The following is a 17,716-nucleotide window of genomic DNA, read 5'->3' on the forward strand; positions in this document are numbered from 1 at the left end:
GCTTTCAGGGCCGGGCGGGGCCGAGCCGCGAGAGGTAGCGCTCCGCCTCCTCCCAAGCCTCGCCGATGCCGGAAAAGCCCACATAGCCGTCGGGCCGGACGAGGATCAGCTGGTCGCCTTCGGGCGGGCATCGCGGCGTCGGTTCGAGCAGGGCGGGATACCGCGCCGCGAAGCTCGCTCCCCGTGCCGCATCCGCCGCGTAGAGAACGAAGAGCGGCACCGGGCCGGAGCCGGCGGGCAATCCGTCATCGTGCGCCGGGGCCCAGCGCTTTCCCGCCTCGGGGCCGTGAGAGAGCGGGCTGTCGGTATAGGCGATCTCCACCTCGCTCATCGTCGCCGCCATCTTGTCCTGCACGGCGTGGAAGCCGAGCATGAACCGGAGCGCGAGGTTGCGGAATCCCTGCGCCACGGGGTTCGACAGGGTCGCCATATCGGTCAGGCGGGCGGCATTGCGCAGCACCATGTCGCCGACGGCGCTGCGCTCGGGGCTGTAGCTGTCGAGCAGTGAGGGCGCGGCTTGCCCCCGCTCCACCATCGCCAGTTTCCAGGCGAGGTTGATGGCGTCCTGCATGCCGGTATTCATGCCCTGGCCACCGGCGGGGCTATGGATATGCGCCGCGTCGCCGGCCAGGATCGCGCGCCCCTGCGAATATCGCGAGACCTTGCGCTCGTTGATGCGGAAATGCGTGAGCCAGACTGGATCGACGACACGAAAGCCGCCCGCGCGCTGGTCCACCAGGGCCTGTACGTCGCCGAGGGTCGGGTCCGGGCGCGGATGCGCCGGATCGGTCTTGCCGACCTGCGCGATCACCCGCGCGCGGCCGCCGGGGATCGGGAAGACCACGAGCGGCCCGTCCCGGTGGAGATAAGTCGCGATCTCGTCGCCGGGCGGTGCGTCGTCGCCCTCCACGCGGATATCGGCGAGGAGCCAGTCGTCCCCCTGCGCCTCGCCCGCGAAGGCGAGATCGAGCCCGTGCCGCACGGTGCTGTGCGCGCCGTCGCAGCCGATGAGCCAGGATGCCGAAATGGCCTCCTCGGCACCGTCCGCGTGGCGCAGCGTCGCTTCGACATGCTCGTCACCCGTCACGAAGCTCACGAGTTCCACCTCGCGCTCCACCGCGATGCCGAACGTGGCGAGATGCTCGATCAGCAGGCGCTCGGTCTCCCGCTGCGGGATCATAACGGCGAAGTTGTAGCTGCTGGCGACGGCGTCGAACCGGATATGGCCGAGGATGCTGCCGGCGCTGCGCAGGGCCGCTCCATGGACGCGCAGACTGGCATCGAGGAAGGCCTGCCTGCAGCCCATCCGGTCCATGAGTTCGAGGGTGCGCGGCCAGACCACGAGCGCCTTCGAGGTCTGCGTCGGCTGCAGGCTCTTGTCGATCAGGCGGATGCCGATGCCGTATCGGGCCAGTTCGGCGGCGAGGGTGAGGCCGACCGGGCCGGCCCCGACGATGAGCGCTTGAAGCATGACCGTGCCCTGGCTCCGCTACGATTCGCATTCGCCGCCATTGTATCGGAGATTCGATCACCCTCGGTAGAGACAGACCTCCCTGCCTGGAGGGTATGGGGCGACCACCATTCCAGGCCCGGGGGTAACGATGGAGTCCAAGACGACCGCGTGGTGGCCTCCGATCGGTTGCGGACTGGCCTCCCTGCATGCGGGCCTGATCGTCTCGTTCGCCCTCGGCCGCCTCCTCACCTGACCGAAACGCGACCTCATCCTTCGAGGCCTCCGCTGCGATGCGGCGCCTCAGGATGAGGGGATTGGTTAGGATGGTCCATACTCACCGGGTCGTCGACCCATGAACCCGATCGACGATGCCCTTAAATCGGAGAGTGCCCCCATGCCGCCATCGTCGCTCGGCAGCGATGGCCGGGCAGGATTTGCCGCGCGGGACGCCCCAGCGGCGATGGGGTTTCTCTAAGTATCTGACATGAAACAGGATTTCACGCCACTACCGACGGCGGCGTTTTTGCAACTCAGGCGTGTGTCACTGGGAAAGTCGTGCCGCCATGTCCATCGGTCTCAACGGAATATCCGCCCCGGGAGCGAGCTACCCCATCCGCACGACATCGTCCGGATCGACGGAGGCGTCGGCGAAGGACGACTTCCTGAAATATGCCAAGATGACGCCCGCCGAGAAGATCCGCGAAGAGATCCTCAAGAAGATGGGCCTCACGGAGGAAGCGTTGGCCGGGATGCCGCAGAAGGAGCTCGAAAAGATCAACCAGGCGATCAAGGAAAAGATCGAGGAACTGATGAAGCAGAGCCAGCAGAAGATCGTGGGGGCCTTCGCCGACATCAAGGCCTGAAGAGGCGGCACGCGGCCGGCTGGCGCTCAGTCCCGCGCCAACATCGCCTTGCCGATGGCGAAGACCCGGCCGTCTCCCAGGAGATGCGCGGTGAAACCAGCCGGAAACAGCGGATCGAAGGCCGGGTTGCGCACGTTGAGGCCGCCCGCATAGGCACCGAAAGCCGGCATCACCAGGCGTTTCCCGTCGGTGACGAAGCAGCGGCGCCGAACCGCGCGGCCGCGCATGGCGACCTTGCCGCAAGGATGCAGATGCCCGGCGATCTCGCCCTCCGGCGCATCCGGCAGCGGCTCGTGCCGCAGGGTGAGTCCACCGAGCGCCAGCGTCTCGGCATAGCGCCCGCCGACGCCCTCGGAGACGGCATGGTCGTGGTTGCCGGCGATCCAGACCCAGTCCCGGCCGTCCTGGAGGGCGGCGATCATGGCCCGGTCGCCGGGCTCCATCCGCTCGGGGCCGCGCGCATCGTGGAAGGAATCGCCGAGCGCGACGACGCAGGCCGGGTCGAAGCGGGCCACCGCTTCGTGCAGGCAGGCCAGGGTCTCGCGGGTATCGTAGGGCGGCAGGAACTGGCCCGAGCGCGCGGCATAGGCCGAGCCCTTCTCCAGATGCAGGTCGGAGACGATCAGGGTCCGGTGCGCGGCGAGCCACAACCCGCCGCAGAGGTCGAGGGTGAGGGCTTCGCCGGCCAACGTCAGGCCGGGGGTCTTGATGGTCCGTTCGAGTTTCTGGCCGAGCGCCAAGATCACATCCTCTAATCCGGGGAAGGGGCGCGTCACCGAATCGTCACCCGAGCGCTTCTTCGAGAAGCTGCGCCTCGGCCTCCGCCAGGATCTCGTCCGCGCCCTCGCCGTAGACCTTCTCGCGCCCGATTTCGAGCATGACGGACACGGAGAGCGGCGAGACGCGGTCCAGCGCCTTGTGGGTGATTCGCCCCTGGATGCGCCTCAACATCATGCCGAGGCGGGCGACGTCGAGGAGTCCGGTTGCCGCATCCTGCCGGGCGGCGCGCAGGAGCAGGTGGTCGGGCTGGTGCTTGCGCAGCACGTCGTAGACGAGATCGGTGGACATGGTGACCTGCCGCCCGGTCTTCTTCTGGCCCGGATAGCGCCGCTCGATCAGCCCGGCGATCACGGCGCATTGGCGAAACGTGCGCTTCATCATCGAGGATTCGTCGAGCCAGGCTTCGAGATCGTCACCGAGCATGTCTTCGGCGAACAAGGCGCCGAGGAAGCCGGGCTCGCGGGCGATGGCCTCGCTCACGTCGCGGGTCATCCAGATGGCGATGCCGTAATCGTTGGCGGCAAAGCCAAGGGGACGCAGGCCCGCCCGCTCCAGGCGGCGGGTGAGCAGCATGCCGAGGGTCTGGTGAGCCAGCCGTCCCTCGAACGGGAAGGCGGTGAGGTAATGGCGCTTGGCCCGGGGGAACGTCTCCACGAGGAGGCCGTCGGGCCCTGGCAGGATCGAGCGGCTGCGCTGCTGGACGAGATAATCGGCCACCTGTTTCGGCAGCCGGTCCCATTCGAACGGATCGGCGATGAGGGCGCGCACGCGGGCGGCGAGGAAGGTCGAGAGCGGAAACTTCGCTCCCGCATAGGATGGGATCGCCGGGTCGGTGCCCGGCCCGGCCTTGCTCGCCAGGGCCTCGTCCTCGGACAGGCCCTCGAAGCGCAGCACTTCCCCGGCGAAGAGGAAGGTGTCGCCCGGCGTCAGGGTATCGGCGAAATCCTCTTCGATCTCGCCGAGAACGCGTCCGCCCTTGGGCAGGATGGCGCCCGGTTTACCTCGGACGCCGCGCGCGAGGCGCACCTTCACCTTGGCGGATTCGACGATGGTGCCGACATTCATGCGGTATTGCTGGGCGATCCGCGCATCGCGCACCCGCCACAGCCCGTCCGGCCCGCGCAGGATCTTCGCGAACCGCTCATAGGCCCGCAGCGCGTAGCCCCCCGTCGCCACGTAATCGACAACGGCCTCGAAATCCTCCCAGGACAACGTCGCGAAGGGCGCGGCCGAGACGATCTCCTCGTAGAGCTGCAGCGGATCGAACGCATCGGCGCAGGCCATGCCGAGGACATGCTGGGCCAGAACGTCCGGCGCGCCGAGCCGGGCATCCGGCGTGTCCTGTGCGGCTTCCTCCACCGCATCGAGGGCGGCCTGGCATTCGAGGATCTCGAAGCGGTTGCCGGGGACGAGATAGGCCTTCGACGGCTCGTCCATCCGGTGGTTGGCGCGCCCGATCCGCTGCATGATCCGGCTCGCCCCCTTGGGCGCGCCGATATTCACGACGAGGTCGACATCCCCCCAATCGATCCCGAGATCGAGGGTCGCGGTACAGACGATGGCCCGCAATTGCCCCGCCGCCATGGCCGCCTCCACCCGCCGCCGCTGGCTGGCGTCGAGGGAGCCGTGATGGAGCGCGATCGGCAGCGACGCCTCGTTGATCCGCCAGAGTTCCTGGAAGGTGTACTCGGCCTGGAGCCGGGTGTTGACGAAGACCAGCACCGTCCGGTGCGCCTGGATCAGGTCGTAGATGGCCGGCATCGCCTGTGAGGCGGTGTGGCCGGCCAGCGGCAGGGTCAGGCCGGTATCGAGCAGGTGAAGGTCGGGCGCCGCGCCGCCTTTCACCACGACGAGGTCGGCCATGGCATCACCTAACCCTCCCCCCTCTGCGGGGGAGGGTGGCCCGCGAAGCGGGTCGGGAGAGGGGAGCGCCGGTTCCGGAGAGGTCGCCCCCTCTCCCGCCTGCTCCGCAGGCACCCTCCCCCGCAGAGGGGGGAGGGTCATCGAGCCCTGCGGCACCAGATACCGCCTCAGATCGTCCGGCTCGCGCACGGTGGCGGACAGCCCGATGGCGGTAAGGTTTGGGCTGAGGCGGTGGAGCCGCGCCAATCCGAGCGACAGCAGGTCGCCCCGCTTCGAGGTGACGAGGGCGTGCAGCTCGTCGAGCACCACGCAGGAGAGGGTGGCGAACAGGTCGGCCGCCTCGCGATGGGCGATGAGCAAAGCGAGCTGCTCCGGCGTCGTCAGCAGGATGTCGGGCGGGCGCTCGATCTGGCGCGTGCGCTTGTGTGAGGGCGTGTCGCCGGTGCGGGTCTCGACCCGGATCGGCAGGCCCATCTCGGCGATGGGCGCCTCCAGGTTCCGGGCGATGTCCACCGCAAGGGCTTTCAACGGCGAGATGTAGAGGGTGTGGAGCCCCCGCGCTTTTCGCGATGGCGCGCGCTCGGACAGGGCGACGAGGCTCGGCAGGAACCCCGCCAGCGTCTTGCCGGCCCCTGTCGGCGCCACCAGCAGGGCCGAGCGCCCTTCGCCGACGATGCCGAGGAGCTCGAGCTGATGCGGACGGGGCGCCCAGCCGCGCGAGGCGAACCAGGCCTCGAACGGCGCGGGAAGCCGGCCCTCAGGCAAGGATCGTCAAGCCAGAGCCATCAGGAACCGGTCGATCAGTTCGAGGGCGCGCCCGGTCATCGCACCGGGATAGCGGACGAAGATGTGGCAGCCGCCCGGATAGATCGCGGTATGGCCGCCATTGCCGGCCGCCGCCCAGCGGGACGACATGTAGAGCGTGTCGTCGAGCAGCGGATCGTGCGTGCCCACCGAGAACAGGGCAGGCGGCAGGCCCTTCAGATCGGCATAGAGCGGCGACACGTCGGGCCGGCGCCGGTCGATGCCGTCGCGGACGTAGTCGTTGGCGAAGGTGGTGAGGTCCTTGGTGTTCACCACGAGGCGGGTGTCGCCCCAGTTGCGCACGCTGGGGGTCAAACCGAGATCGAAGAACCCAGCATTGAGGTTGGCGCCGCGAAAGGCGCGGGGCAGGTTGTGCCGGTCGCGCAGGCGCAGCAGGGTCATGACCGCCAGATGCGCGCCGGCCGATTCACCGCCGATGGTGAGCGCCGAGATGCCGAACTCGGCCTTGCCGGGGCCTGCGAGCCACAGGGCCGCCGCCTCGCAATCCTCCAAAGCCGCCGGATAGGGATGTTCCGGGGCAAGGCGGTATTCCACCGACAGGCAGACGAAGCCGCAGGTATCGGCGATCCGCTCCAGCCACGGATCCTGCTCGTCGGCGGCGCCCCAGACCCAGCCACCCCGGTGGATGTGGAGGTAGGCTCCGCGGAGCTTCTGCCACTTCTTCGCGTCCGGGCGGATGACCCTCAGGGAGAGCGGGCCGCCCGGGCCGTCGATGACCACCGTCTCGGCGCGCGCGCTGCGCGGCATCGCCGGAGAAGCCTGGGTTCCCTGCCGGCGGCGCGCGCGCACTTCGGAAAGGGGAATCGACCAGGGATCGGCCTGGGCCGCATGGGCCGCGATGATCTCGGCGTTCAGGCGGTGGGTCTCCGGATCGATCGTCGCCGGGTCGAAGAGGGCGTGGTCGATCATGGAACGGTTCGTCTCATCCAGTGTGGGGCCGAAGCAGCGTTCGGGCGGGAGGGTCGAATGTGGGCGAAGCCCGCACCGATGCCAGTCGCCTTGCCGGCACGAGACGGCCTAACGCCCCAATGGACAGACGGTTTCGTTCGGGTGTGTCGCATCGGTCACGCTTCCGCCGGGTTCGCCGGCTTCAGAGAAGCCGATGAGGCCCCATATGTCCGAGAGAGTTCGGCCGTCGGACCACGGCCAGAGGATGACAGCATGATCGTCGACAACGACCCCCGCCGACAGGGACCGTACCAGGGCCGTCCCCCGGTCGGCAGTGGCTATTCCGATGGAGAACCGCGTTCGGCCCTGCGCCGCTTCCTCGGCGGCTCGCCCATGGCCGTGCTGGTGAAGCTGCTGTTCCTGTCCATTCTCGTCGGCGCCATCATGGCGATGCTGGGTGTCACGCCCGGCCTGCTGTTCTGGCACATCTACGATGCGGGCCGCGCGCTCATCGATCTCGGATTCGAGACCTTCCACGATTTCGGCCGCTGGATCCTCGCCGGTGCCGTGGTGGTGGTGCCGCTCTGGCTGCTGTCGCGCTTCCTGTCGGTCTCGAAATAGCCAGGCCGGAACGCATTCTACCGAAGGACATGGAAAAGGCCGGCGTTTCCGCCGGCCTTTTGCTCAGTTCGAAGCCTGTCGAAGACGATCAGCGCTGAACGATGACCTTCGCGCCGACCTTGGCGCGGGTGTAGAGATCGGCCACGTCGTCGTTGGTCATGCGGATGCAGCCCGACGAGACGGCGGTGCCGATCGTCTCCGGCTCGTTGGAGCCGTGGATGCGGTAGATCGAGCCGCCGAGATACATGGCGCGGGCGCCGAGCGGGTTCTCGATGCCGCCCTTCATGAAGCGCGGCAGGTCGGGACGACGGCGCAGCATCTCGGCCGGGGGACGCCAATCGGGCCATTCCCGCTTCATCGTGATGGTCTGGGTGCCGCCCCAGGTGAAGCCGGGACGACCGACGCCGACGCCGTAGCGCAGTGCCTGACCGCCGCCGAGCACGTAGTACAACCGGCGCTCGGCCGTGGAGACCACGATGGTGCCGGGAGCGTAATTGCCGCCGAAGGCAACCTGCTCGCGCTGGATCGCCGACATCTGCGGCACGGCCGAGGCCATCGGGTCGGCCGGGTTGAGCGAGGCGTTGGCGGTGGGCACCGCCACGACGGCCGGGGCAGGCTCCGCCTGCGGACGCACGCGCAGCACCAGCGCGTTGTCCAGGGGCTGACGGGTAAGCGGGTCGATCTCATAGGCGGCGGCGGGCGAGGCCCAGACACCAACCATGCAGACGAGCCCGGACAGGGCGGGGGCGATACGGCGCATCAAAGCCTCTCGAAGGCAGGCGAAACGTTGGGGAAACACGGTCGGTAACGCAACGCAGGATACCGTTTTCCGATCGCCAAGACGTAAACGCTGCCGCCCCAAAGCCAAGCTGAATTCGCGATGAAGCGATGGTTGTGGCGGGGTCGTGACTCCGTGGCCACAGTGTGGCGGCTTAGCCGTATTCGCAGGGATTATTATCCGGGGGGCCTGTCAGCCGGGAACAATATCCGACGCGGCGGAACCGGACCCGCTTCGGACGTCCGAATACGCCGGATCAGACCGCGTCGAGGCCGAGATCGATGATCGGTGCACTATGCGTGATCCAGCCGCTGGAGATCAGGTCGACACCGGAGGCCGCGATGGCCCCCACCGTCTCACGGTTGATGCGGCCCGAGGCCTCCGCGATGGCGCGCCCGTCGATCATCCGCACGGCCTCGCGCAGCTGGTCCGGTGACATGTTGTCGAGGAGCACTGCATCGGCGCAGACCGACAGGGCCTCGGCCAGCTGATCCAGCGTATCGACCTCGATCTCGATCTTCACGAGATGCCCGGAATAGGCCCGTGCCCGTTCGATGGCCGGAACGATCCCGCCGGCCACGGCGACGTGGTTGTCCTTGATGAGCACGGCATCGTCGAGGCCGTAGCGGTGGTTGGAGCCTCCCCCGGCCCGGACGGCATGCTTCTCCAGGGAGCGCAGGCCCGGCGTTGTCTTGCGGGTGCAGACGATCCGCGCCTTGCCGTGCGGCCGCGCGGCCTCCACGAGCCCTGCCGTGGCTGTGGCCACGCCGGACATCCGGCACAGGAGGTTCAGCGCCACGCGCTCGGCGGTGAGGATGGCGCGCGCCGGACCGTCGAGCCGGATCACCACGTCGCCGGGGGAGACCCGCGCGCCGTCGCCGCGTTCGACGATGACCGTCACGGCCGGGTCGATCAGCGCGAAGGCGATGATGGCCGCATCGACGCCGGAGATCACCCCGTCCTGCCGGGCGGCGATGACGCCGGAGAGGCGGGCATCGACGGGCACGATCGCGTCGGTGGTGATGTCGCCGGCGCGGCCGAGATCTTCCAGCAAAGCCGCGCGGACGATCGGCTCCACGAGGAGACGGGGGAGGGGGACGAGACGGGCATCGCTCATGGGTTCGCTCGTAAGAGGGTCGCTGGAAGGGGGCCGACGGTCCGCCCACTGACCTCGTCCTGAGGTGGCGGAGCGAAGCGGAGCCCTCGAAGGAGGCCTCCATCTCGCACGGGGTAGCTGGAACTCTCCTTCGAGGCCCGCTCGCGCGGGCACCTCAGGATGAGGTCGATGGGTGGGATCATCCCAAGACGATTCCGATCGTCCGATCTAAACCGGAGCGACCGCATCGGCCGAGACGGTCTCCGCCATCCGCCAGACCTCGGCCAGGGTCACTTCGCTGTGCCGGGCGGGGGCCTGATCCGGGTGGTCGCTGCGCCAATGGGCGCCTCGGCTCTCCAGGCGGGACAGGGCCGAGGTCGCGACCATCAACCCCGTGAGGGCAGAGTCGGAGCCCTGCCTCGCCGCCGGCGCCAGGTGGCGCACAGCGTCGGTCAGGCCTTCGGCGTCGCGCACCACCCCGACATCGGCTTCCATGATCCGGCGGATCGCGTCGTGATCGGCGTCGTCGCGCCGGCACGGCTCGGCGATCGAAGCCGGACCCGGGGCGGCAACGGAGGCGACGGCCTCGGCGATCCAGGGGGCGAAGGCCATCGCCTCGAGGAGGGAATTGCTGGCGAGGCGGTTCGCGCCGTGCAGTCCGGTGGAAGCGACCTCGCCGCAGGCGAACAGGCCGGGCACGGTGCTGGCGCCGGACCCGTCCACCTTGATGCCGCCCATATGGTAATGCGCGGCCGGGCGCACGGGGATCGGCTGGCGCTGCGGATCGATACCGGAGGCGGCGCAGAGGCCGGCCACGGTGGGGAACCGCGTCGCCATGCGGGCGCCGAGGGCACCACGGCAATCGAGAAACACCTCGGTGCCGCGCCGCCTGGCCTGGAAAATCGCCCGGGCGACTACGTCGCGGGGAGCGAGATCGCCCCCGGCGATACCGGCCATCACCGGTTCGCCCTCGCTGTCGATCAACCGCGCGCCCTCGCCGCGCAGGGCTTCGGTGGCGAGCGGCATCGGGTCCAGTCCGACCGAGATGGCGGTGGGGTGGAACTGCACGAACTCCATGTCGCGCAAGGTCGCCCCGGCGCGCGCCGCCAGCGCCAGACCCCGGCCGGTGGCGCCGCGCGGGTTGGTGGTGGAGGCGTAGAGGGAGCCGAGCCCGCCGGTGGCGAGCACGACCGACCGCGCGGCGAGGCGCACCGAGGCACCGTCGCGCTCGTAGATCAGTCCGGCGACGGCGCCGCTCTCGTCCTGCAGCAGGCCGCGGACATTGGCGACCAGGATCTCGATGGAGGGCGTCAGCGCGACGGCCTTCAGCAGCGTGTCGAGCACCATCCGCCCGGTGGAATCACCGCCCGCCCGGACAATGCGGCGGCGCGAATGCGCCGCTTCGAGGCCGAGCGCCAGGGCGCCGGCGGCATCCCGGTCGAAGGGCGCGCCGAGGCCGACGAGCCAGTCGATCAGGCCGGGGCCGGCTTGCGCCACCCGCAGGGCGACGGCCGGATCGGTGAGGCCGGCGCCGGCGGCTTCCGTGTCCGCCGCATGCAATGCGGCGGCATCGTCCTCGGCCATGGCGGCGGCAATGCCGCCCTGCGCCCAGCCCGTCGCCGTGCCGCTTCCCAAGGGAGAAGCGGTGACGAGGGTGACCGGGCGGGGGCTGAGCCGCAAGGCCGTGGCGAGACCGGCGACGCCGGCTCCCACGACGATCACACGGTCCGAACCGGGGAGGGTGAAGGAGAACGGGGAGTGCGCGTTCATCGCGGACGCACCGCGAGCATGCGCTCCACCGCCGCGCGAGCGCGCTCGGCGAGTTCCGGCTCCACCGTCACCTCATGCGTGAGGGTCTCCAGGGCGTGGCGGATGTTCCGGAGCGACATCCGCTTCATGTGCGGGCACAGGTTGCAGGGCTTGATGAACTCGATGTCCGGGTTCGCGGCGGCGATGTTGTCGCCCATGGAGCATTCGGTCACGAGCACCACCTGACGCGGCCGCTTCTCCGTGACGAAGTTCATCATCATCGCGGTCGAACCCGAGAAGTCCGATGCCGCCACCACGTCGGGCGGGCATTCGGGATGGGCGATGACAGTGACGCCGGGATAGCTCTCGCGCACCTCGTCGATATCGGCGGGGGTGAACTGCTCGTGGACCTCGCAATGGCCGGCCCAGGTGAGGATCTCGACCTCGGGCACAAGAACCTGGACGTTCTGCGCCAGGAACTCGTCGGGAATCATCAGGACGCGCGGCGCATTGAGCGAGCGCACCACGTCCACCGCGTTGCCGGAGGTGCAGCACACGTCCGATTCCGCCTTCACGGCGGCGGAGGTGTTGACGTAGGTCACGATCGGCACGCCGGGATACTTCTCGCGCAAGCCCCGCACGTCGGCGGCGGTGATCGAATCGGCGAGCGAGCACCCGGCCCGCATGTCGGGGATCAGGACGGTCTTGCCCGGATTGAGCAGCTTGGCCGTCTCCGCCATGAAATGGACGCCGGCCAGCACGATCACGTCGGCATCCACGTTGATCGCCTCGCGGGCCAGCGCCAGGCTGTCGCCGACGATGTCCGACACGGTGTGGAAGATTTCGGGCGCCTGATAATTATGGGCGAGGATCACCGCGTTGCGGGTCTTCTTCAGCTCCAGGATCGCCGCGACGTCGTCGGCCAGGGCCGGCCATTCGATGGCCGGAACATGCCGGCTCACGCGGGCGTAGATATCGGGCAGAGGCAGGGTCGAAACCCGGTCGATCGGGAAACTCGTGGCCGCCATGGTCGCGTCCTCAATTATGCTCAATCTGAGCATTGTGCCGACTAACGTAGGCGTGTGAGATACGCTTGTCTAGATATGCTGAGCCTGAGCATATTCATTTTGCATTGCGATATTGTGCAAACGTCATCCTCGGCCACCGCCGTCCCTTCCCTCGTGGGCGAGCGCGATAGTTCCAGATCGCATACAGGAACAAGGACGTTCAGACGTCGAGTGCCGGTTCGGTCAGATAGGCACGATGCAGCATGGCGGTGAGTTCGTCGGATCGCGGCAGGGTGACGGTGCCGATGGCCGAGATGGCGACGGCGGGCGTCCATGAATTCATCGCGACGGCTCCGGCAAACTCGTGGAGCCCGTCCGCCGCTACGACCGCCTCGCGCTGGGGGACACCGAGGGCGGTCAATCGACGGCGGAGAATTCCCATCGTGACCCCGGCCAGGATGTCGGCCTTCGGCCATGTCACTGACACTCCGTCCCAGAATGCCAGGTTCCAGATCGTCGCTTCGCCGATCCTCCCCTGACGATCGACGAACGCGGCATCATCGAAGCCCATCCGGGCAGCCTCGCGCAGGAGATGGGTCTTTGCCGATTCGCCCACATGCTTGACCTCCGGGCGCCAGCGCTCATGCGGCGTGAGGGCCAGTTTCAGCCGGCCGGCGGGGCCGTCGCTCGGCGCAAAAGTCCGCACCAGGATCGAGAATATTTCCGCTGCGCCGCCGAGGCGGAACTCGCCGTTGCGCGAGAACACTGTCGCGGTGAGCGACAGGTCGCCGGGGGCGTCCGCGATGGCGATCCGAAGCGCGTGTCGTAATCGCTCCTCAGGAAGGGTGCAGCCGAACAGCGCTTGCGACCCGTCTCGAAGGCGCTCCAGATGAAGGTCCAACCCTCTCACGCGCCGGTCACGGACCTGCATGGCGGTAAAATGCGCGAACCCGGCGAAGGCGAGGGGGGCGAGATCGGAGGCAGTGGCGATCCGCCCGTCGATCCAAGCACGGGTGGCGAAGACGTCTGTCATGGGAAAGCGCTCTCGACTGGTTTCCATCGAAGAGCCGCAGCCTTAATCCGTGACAGCACTGTCAGGGTCAACGGCCAATGCGGATCGGGACGCTATCGAAGCGCACGGGCGTCAGCGTGCGCATGCTGCGCTATTACGAAGGGGAGGGGCTGCTCGCGCCGGAGCGCACCGCCTCCGGGTATCGCGATTACACGCCGCTGGACGAGGACACGGTTCGGCGGATCAGGACGCTCGGCGCGGCCGGAATGACCTTGCCGGTCATCCGCGTGTTCCTGCCCTGCGCGCTCGCCGGGCGCGGCGCATTCGAACCCTGCGACGAGCTTCGGCAAACGTTGCGCCGGCACATCGGCGAGGTGGACGAGCGCATCACGGCGCTCGAGACGAGCCGCGCCATGCTGGAATCGATACTGGCGGCAATGTAGGCTCTACCCGCGATTGCCGCGTCGCCAGGGCCGACACGCGATGCCTCAGGGCGACCGTCGCGAAGGGGTCAGCCGGAACCCCGGCGCGGGGCGCTCCAGCAGCACCTCGCGGCGGAAACGGACGAGGCGGGCAGGCCGCCCTGCGGCGCCGCTGGTGACTTCGTCGGTCTCCTCCACCAGCCCCTGCTGGGCCACGAGTCGACGGAAATTCTGCTTGTGGAGATTGGCGCCCGACAGGGCCTCCACGGTGCGCTGCAACTGGAACAGGGTGAAGGTCGGCGGCATCAGCTCGAACACCACGGGGCGATACTTGATCTTGCCACGCAAGCGTCCGATCGCCGTGGCGAGCACCCGGCGGTGATCGAACGTCATGGGCCGGCCCGTCGTGGCGAATTCGGCAGCATTCGCTTCCCCAGCCTGTCCCCGCGCTTCGGGGATCAGACCGGCCTCGAACAGGAGTTCGTAGCGTTCGAGCACGCGCTCCTCGTTCCAGGCCCCGCCGCCGATGCCGAAGGTGAGGCCCAGCCTGTCCTCACGCCGCCGCCGGACCTTGGCATCGGATGTCCCGGCCGCCCAGGCCAGGAGCTTGGCCTCGATCTCGTCCAGGGTCCCGGGCCGGCCCGCGCGCCAATCCTCCCAGGGAAGGAACGCGTACCAATTGTGCCACGACGCCTCGGCGAGCGCCGCCGACCGCATCTCACGGACCAGAGCGAGATAGGCCACGGACAAAGAGTGAAGGCCGCCCGAATCGTCGCCTTGCCGGTCTCGGTCTCCGAACGTGTAGAGCTGCTCCACATAGCCGAGGCGCTGCTGGGTCTGGCGCTCCACCCAGGCGCGCAGACCGCGTTCCAGCGTAGGGTGCTCCGGCACGAGGGGACCGGACGGCAATCCGGTCTCGCGGCTCGAGGCCTGACCCGGCACCTTCACGGTGAGGGCGCGCGGCTCGCCATCCGTCGCCGCGACGATGACGGCGACGAGCCCGACCGCCGACGGATTGGGAAGCGCATCGGCCGCCTCCGCTGCAAATCCGTCCTGCCCCCTCGTCACCTGTCCGCCCCCCGGTCCGTGAATGGGTCTCATGGCAGATTGCCTGCCGGAATCAACGCGCGAAACGATGTGCGCGTCGCCTCACGCCTTGGCGGGTACCGGTCGCGCCGGGTTGCCGACGACTGTCGCGCCGGGCGCCACGTCGCGGGTGACGACGGCGCCGGCCCCGATGATCGCATGGTCGCCCACCGTGACGCCGGGCAGGATCAGCGCGCCGCCGCCGATCCAGACATTGCGGCCGATGGCGATGGGGCGTGCGAATTCCAGCCCGGCCTCGCGCGCCTCCGCCTCGCGGGGATGGTCCGCCGTGAGGAGTTGGACGCCCGGCCCGATCTGCGTGCGGTCGCCGATCGTCACCGTCGTGCAATCGAGGATGACGCAGTTGAAGTTCAGGAAGACGTGGGCGCCGATGCTGATGTTGAAGCCGTAATCGCAATGGAACGGCGGCCGGATCACCGCCCCGTCGCCGACATTGGCCAACGTCTCGCGCAGCAGAACCCGGCGCTCGTCGGCGGGGCGGCCGAGCATGGCGTTGTAGCGCGCGAGCCAGACCTGGCAGGCGCGCAGGTCGGCACCGAGTTCCGCGTCGTCGGGGTGGTAGAGTTCCCCCGCGATCATCTTCTGCTTCGGCGTGCGCCCGGCTTCGGTGGTCATGCCAATCTCCGTGCTTCGTCGAGGCGGGGAGTAGGCCGATGGACCGGGGCCGGCAAGCGAAGCGGTGCGGATCGGCTTTGCGTGGCACGGCCACCCGTTTAGATTGCCGCCGCTCGAACCTGGGCGCTGGGGCTTACCGGAGGAACGACGTGATCGGACGCGACACCGCCTTGGGCTCGACCGTGCCGGTCGACGTGAGGCTCTACGGTATTCTCGACGTGGACGTCTGTGGCGATGACGGCGACGACCTCGCCGATATGGCGGCCGAGGCCGTCTCGGGCGGATGTACCCTTCTTCAATACCGGGAGAAGTCCATCGAGAACGCGCGCGAGGCGCTGGCGCGCATCCGCGCCATCCGCGCGGCCATCGCGGGCACCGGGGTGCCGCTCCTCGTCAACGATCGCTGCGATCTCGCTCTGGCTGCCGAGGCCGAGGGCGTGCATCTCGGCCAGTCGGACCTGCACCCGGCGGATGCGCGGCGCATTCTCGGCCCGCGCGCCATCATTGGCCTGACGTTGAAATCGGCGGCTCAGGCCGACGAGCTTTATCGCCTGCCCGTGGATTATGCCTGCATCGGCGGCGTCTTCGCCACGACGAGCAAGGACAATCCCGACCCGCCCGTCGGGCTCGACGGTTTCTCGCGCATCGCCTTCCGGGCGCGCCTCGCCCGGGGCACCGGTTTTCCCGTGGGGGCCATCGCCGGAATCGACGGCAGCAACGCCGCCGCCATCATCGCGGCGGGCGCCGACGGCATCGCCCTGATCTCCGCGCTGTTTTCCGCCGAGGAGGTGGAGGCGCGCGCCAGGGACCTGCGCTTCCGGGTGGATTCGGCCCTCGCGGCGAGAGGCACGGCTGTCTAGAGCTGCGCCCGACCACGTTGGGTCGGGCACATCGCTAGGCCTTTGTTTCGCCGCGCTCTTTTTCGCCGAACCGGCATCCGCTTTGGCGGAGAGCGCTCTCGGCAGCGAGCCAGGCGAATGAGCGGTAAAATTCTCTAAGTCTCTGTTCTAAAATCATTTTCAATCGGGCCGGATTCCCTCGTTCCGGACGATGGTTTAGGGTTGCCGCAACGCAAGGGACGAGACACGCCATGACACCCATCGCCGTGACCATAGCGGGCTCCGATTCCAGCGGCGGCGCCGGTATCCAGGCCGATCTCAAGACCTTTGCGGCGCTCAAGGTCTACGGCGCCAGCATCATCACCGCCCTCACGGCGCAGAACACCCTCGGCGTGCAGGCCATCCACGACGTGCCGGCCGATTTCATCGCCGCCCAGATCGATAGCGTCTTCTCCGATCTCACCGTCAAGGCGGTGAAGATCGGCATGCTGTCGAAGCCCGCGGTGATCGAGGCCGTGGCCGCCGGACTTACCCGTCATGCGTCCGGCATCCCGATCATCCTCGATCCCGTCATGGTGGCGACGAGCGGCGATCGTCTCATCTCGGACGACGCAGTGGACGCCATGCGCCGGCACCTCCTACCCCTGGCCGACCTGGTGACGCCGAATCTGCCCGAGGCCGCGACCCTGATCGGAGCCCCCGTGGCGCAGAGCGAGAACGAGGCGGTGGTGCAGGGACGCAAGCTGCTCGCGTTGGGCGCCCGCGCCGTCCTCATCAAGGGAGGCCATGCGGAGGGCACGGAGAGCGTCGATCACCTCATGAGCACGGACGGGACGTTGCGGCGCTTCGCATCGGCGCGCCTCGACACCCGCAACACGCACGGCACCGGCTGCACCCTGTCCTCGGCCGTGGCGGCGGGCTTGGCGCGTGGCCTCTCCCTGACAGAGGCCGTCACCCAGGCGAAACGCTACGTCACCGCCGCCATCGCCGCGTCCAATTCCGTGACGGTGGGACGAGGGCACGGACCGGTCCATCATTTCCACGCCCTTTGGCACTGATACGAAGGAGAAGTTGGCCTGCTTCGCCTTGCATCGGATGCCTGATTGCGTTTGAAGTACCGCACGATCGTTCGATGTACGGAACGACGCGATAGGTTCTGGGACAATGCAAGATCAGGCGACGACGCCCGAACGGGGACGGCAGCGGGATATCCTGAACGGAGCACAGGTTCTCTCGGGCCAGCTCGGCAAGACCATCCAGCGGCTGCGCAAGGCCTACAACCTCTCACTCTCCGAGCTCGCCGAGCAGTCCGGCGTGGCGAAATCGATCATCAGCCAGATCGAGCGCAACGAGACCAACCCGACCCTGGCGACCATCTGGCGCCTGAGCCAGGCCCTCGACGTCTCCATCGAACGCGTTCTCGCGACCAGCGACGAAGAGCCGTTCATCGAGAAGACGTCGCGCGCCGACACGCCGATCCTGCTCTCCGACGACGGCAAGATCCGTCTGGCCATCGTTGGCTGGATCAAGACGGTGGAATGGCTGCAATGGTACGAGGTCACGGCCGATCCGGGCGGCGTCCTCGATTCCGATCCGCACCAGCGCGGCTCGGTGGAATCCCTCACCGTCACCGAGGGTTCGCTCGAAGTCGAGGTGGCCGGCACCTTCCAGCGGGCGCGGGTGGGCGAGACGCTGCGCTATCGCTGCGACAGGCCGCACACGGTGCGTTGCGTCGGCACTGAACCCGCCAAGGCGATCATGGTCGTGATCATGAAAGCAGCGGTGATGGAGTAGGGGC

Annotated in this window: 17 protein-coding genes; 6 read left to right on the plus strand and 11 right to left on the minus strand. The window is 68.4% G+C overall.

Translation table 11 applies throughout. The annotated features are described in order from the left end of the window. Positions 1 to 4: 4 nt before the first annotated feature. Positions 5 to 1,471: an FAD-dependent monooxygenase gene (locus ACYQOP_RS11915; protein ID WP_461222484.1), complete on the minus strand. Its 1,467-nt coding sequence runs from the start codon at positions 1,469 to 1,471 to the stop codon at positions 5 to 7. 545 nt (positions 1,472 to 2,016) lie between these two features. On the opposite strand from ACYQOP_RS11915, the gene ACYQOP_RS11920 reads away from it, so the two are divergent. Then, entirely contained in the window at positions 2,017 to 2,316 is a 300-nt protein-coding gene (locus tag ACYQOP_RS11920) for a hypothetical protein (protein WP_461222485.1), read from the plus strand. 26 nt (positions 2,317 to 2,342) lie between these two features. Here the strand turns inward: ACYQOP_RS11920 and pdeM are convergent, their stop codons facing one another. From pdeM to ACYQOP_RS11935, 3 genes are read right to left on the minus strand one after another with little or no spacing between them, the layout of a single operon-like run. Next, a complete protein-coding gene (gene pdeM, locus ACYQOP_RS11925) occupies positions 2,343 to 3,056 on the minus strand; it encodes a ligase-associated DNA damage response endonuclease PdeM (RefSeq protein ID WP_461225292.1) in 714 nt (237 codons plus the stop codon). 43 nt (positions 3,057 to 3,099) lie between these two features. Continuing rightward, positions 3,100 to 5,724 carry a ligase-associated DNA damage response DEXH box helicase gene (locus tag ACYQOP_RS11930; RefSeq protein ID WP_461222486.1) on the minus strand — a complete coding sequence of 875 codons (2,625 nt, stop codon included), beginning with the start codon at positions 5,722 to 5,724 and terminating at the stop codon, positions 3,100 to 3,102. A gap of 6 nt (positions 5,725 to 5,730) precedes the next feature. Next, positions 5,731 to 6,693 (minus strand): alpha/beta hydrolase, encoded by a 963-nt coding sequence (locus ACYQOP_RS11935; RefSeq protein ID WP_056426195.1) that lies wholly within the window; start codon positions 6,691 to 6,693, stop codon positions 5,731 to 5,733. 252 nt (positions 6,694 to 6,945) lie between these two features. Here ACYQOP_RS11935 and ACYQOP_RS11940 point away from each other — a divergent pair, with 252 nt between their 5' ends. Next, complete coding sequence (locus ACYQOP_RS11940; protein WP_056452303.1) at positions 6,946 to 7,293, plus strand: DUF6460 domain-containing protein; 348 nt, start codon at positions 6,946 to 6,948, stop codon at positions 7,291 to 7,293. Between the two features lie 88 nt (positions 7,294 to 7,381). Here the strand turns inward: ACYQOP_RS11940 and ACYQOP_RS11945 are convergent, their stop codons facing one another. The 5 genes from ACYQOP_RS11945 to ACYQOP_RS11965 form a co-directional block, all read right to left on the minus strand. After that, positions 7,382 to 8,053 (minus strand): L,D-transpeptidase, encoded by a 672-nt coding sequence (locus tag ACYQOP_RS11945; RefSeq protein WP_056426189.1) that lies wholly within the window; start codon positions 8,051 to 8,053, stop codon positions 7,382 to 7,384. Positions 8,054 to 8,327: 274 nt separating this feature from the next. Continuing rightward, positions 8,328 to 9,188: a carboxylating nicotinate-nucleotide diphosphorylase gene (gene nadC, locus ACYQOP_RS11950; RefSeq protein WP_461222487.1), complete on the minus strand. Its 861-nt coding sequence runs from the start codon at positions 9,186 to 9,188 to the stop codon at positions 8,328 to 8,330. 207 nt (positions 9,189 to 9,395) lie between these two features. Then, positions 9,396 to 10,937, minus strand: a complete 1,542-nt coding sequence (locus tag ACYQOP_RS11955; protein ID WP_461222488.1) for an L-aspartate oxidase — start codon at positions 10,935 to 10,937, stop codon at positions 9,396 to 9,398. After that, positions 10,934 to 11,944 (minus strand): quinolinate synthase NadA, encoded by a 1,011-nt coding sequence (gene nadA, locus ACYQOP_RS11960; RefSeq protein WP_420604705.1) that lies wholly within the window; start codon positions 11,942 to 11,944, stop codon positions 10,934 to 10,936. Before nadA ends, ACYQOP_RS11955 begins: the two co-directional genes overlap by 4 nt. Before the next feature lie 199 nt (positions 11,945 to 12,143). Continuing rightward, positions 12,144 to 12,956, minus strand: coding sequence for an aminotransferase class IV family protein (locus ACYQOP_RS11965; protein ID WP_461222489.1), 813 nt, complete (start codon positions 12,954 to 12,956; stop codon positions 12,144 to 12,146). Between the two features lie 77 nt (positions 12,957 to 13,033). On the opposite strand from ACYQOP_RS11965, the gene ACYQOP_RS11970 reads away from it, so the two are divergent. Then, positions 13,034 to 13,378, plus strand: a complete 345-nt coding sequence (locus tag ACYQOP_RS11970) for a MerR family transcriptional regulator (RefSeq protein ID WP_207411666.1) — start codon at positions 13,034 to 13,036, stop codon at positions 13,376 to 13,378. A 45-nt stretch (positions 13,379 to 13,423) separates the two neighbouring features. On the opposite strand, the gene ACYQOP_RS11975 is transcribed toward ACYQOP_RS11970, so the two are convergent. Continuing rightward, positions 13,424 to 14,458: an NUDIX hydrolase gene (locus tag ACYQOP_RS11975; protein WP_461222490.1), complete on the minus strand. Its 1,035-nt coding sequence runs from the start codon at positions 14,456 to 14,458 to the stop codon at positions 13,424 to 13,426. 48 nt (positions 14,459 to 14,506) lie between these two features. Next, positions 14,507 to 15,079, minus strand: a complete 573-nt coding sequence (locus ACYQOP_RS11980) for a sugar O-acetyltransferase (RefSeq protein ID WP_461222491.1) — start codon at positions 15,077 to 15,079, stop codon at positions 14,507 to 14,509. Between the two features lie 152 nt (positions 15,080 to 15,231). On the opposite strand from ACYQOP_RS11980, the gene thiE reads away from it, so the two are divergent. From thiE to ACYQOP_RS11995, 3 genes are all read left to right on the plus strand, one after another. Continuing rightward, positions 15,232 to 15,939, plus strand: a complete 708-nt coding sequence (gene thiE, locus ACYQOP_RS11985) for a thiamine phosphate synthase (protein ID WP_461225294.1) — start codon at positions 15,232 to 15,234, stop codon at positions 15,937 to 15,939. 230 nt (positions 15,940 to 16,169) lie between these two features. Further along, on the plus strand, positions 16,170 to 16,976 hold the full coding sequence (thiD, locus tag ACYQOP_RS11990) for a bifunctional hydroxymethylpyrimidine kinase/phosphomethylpyrimidine kinase (RefSeq protein WP_461222492.1): 807 nt from the start codon (positions 16,170 to 16,172) through the stop codon (positions 16,974 to 16,976). Between the two features lie 106 nt (positions 16,977 to 17,082). After that, the gene (locus ACYQOP_RS11995) at positions 17,083 to 17,712 is read left to right on the plus strand and encodes a helix-turn-helix domain-containing protein (protein ID WP_056426161.1); all 630 of its coding nucleotides are present in this window, start codon (positions 17,083 to 17,085) and stop codon (positions 17,710 to 17,712) included. Positions 17,713 to 17,716: the final 4 nt, after the last annotated feature.

This window comes from Methylobacterium sp. CM6247 (assembly GCF_054817925.1).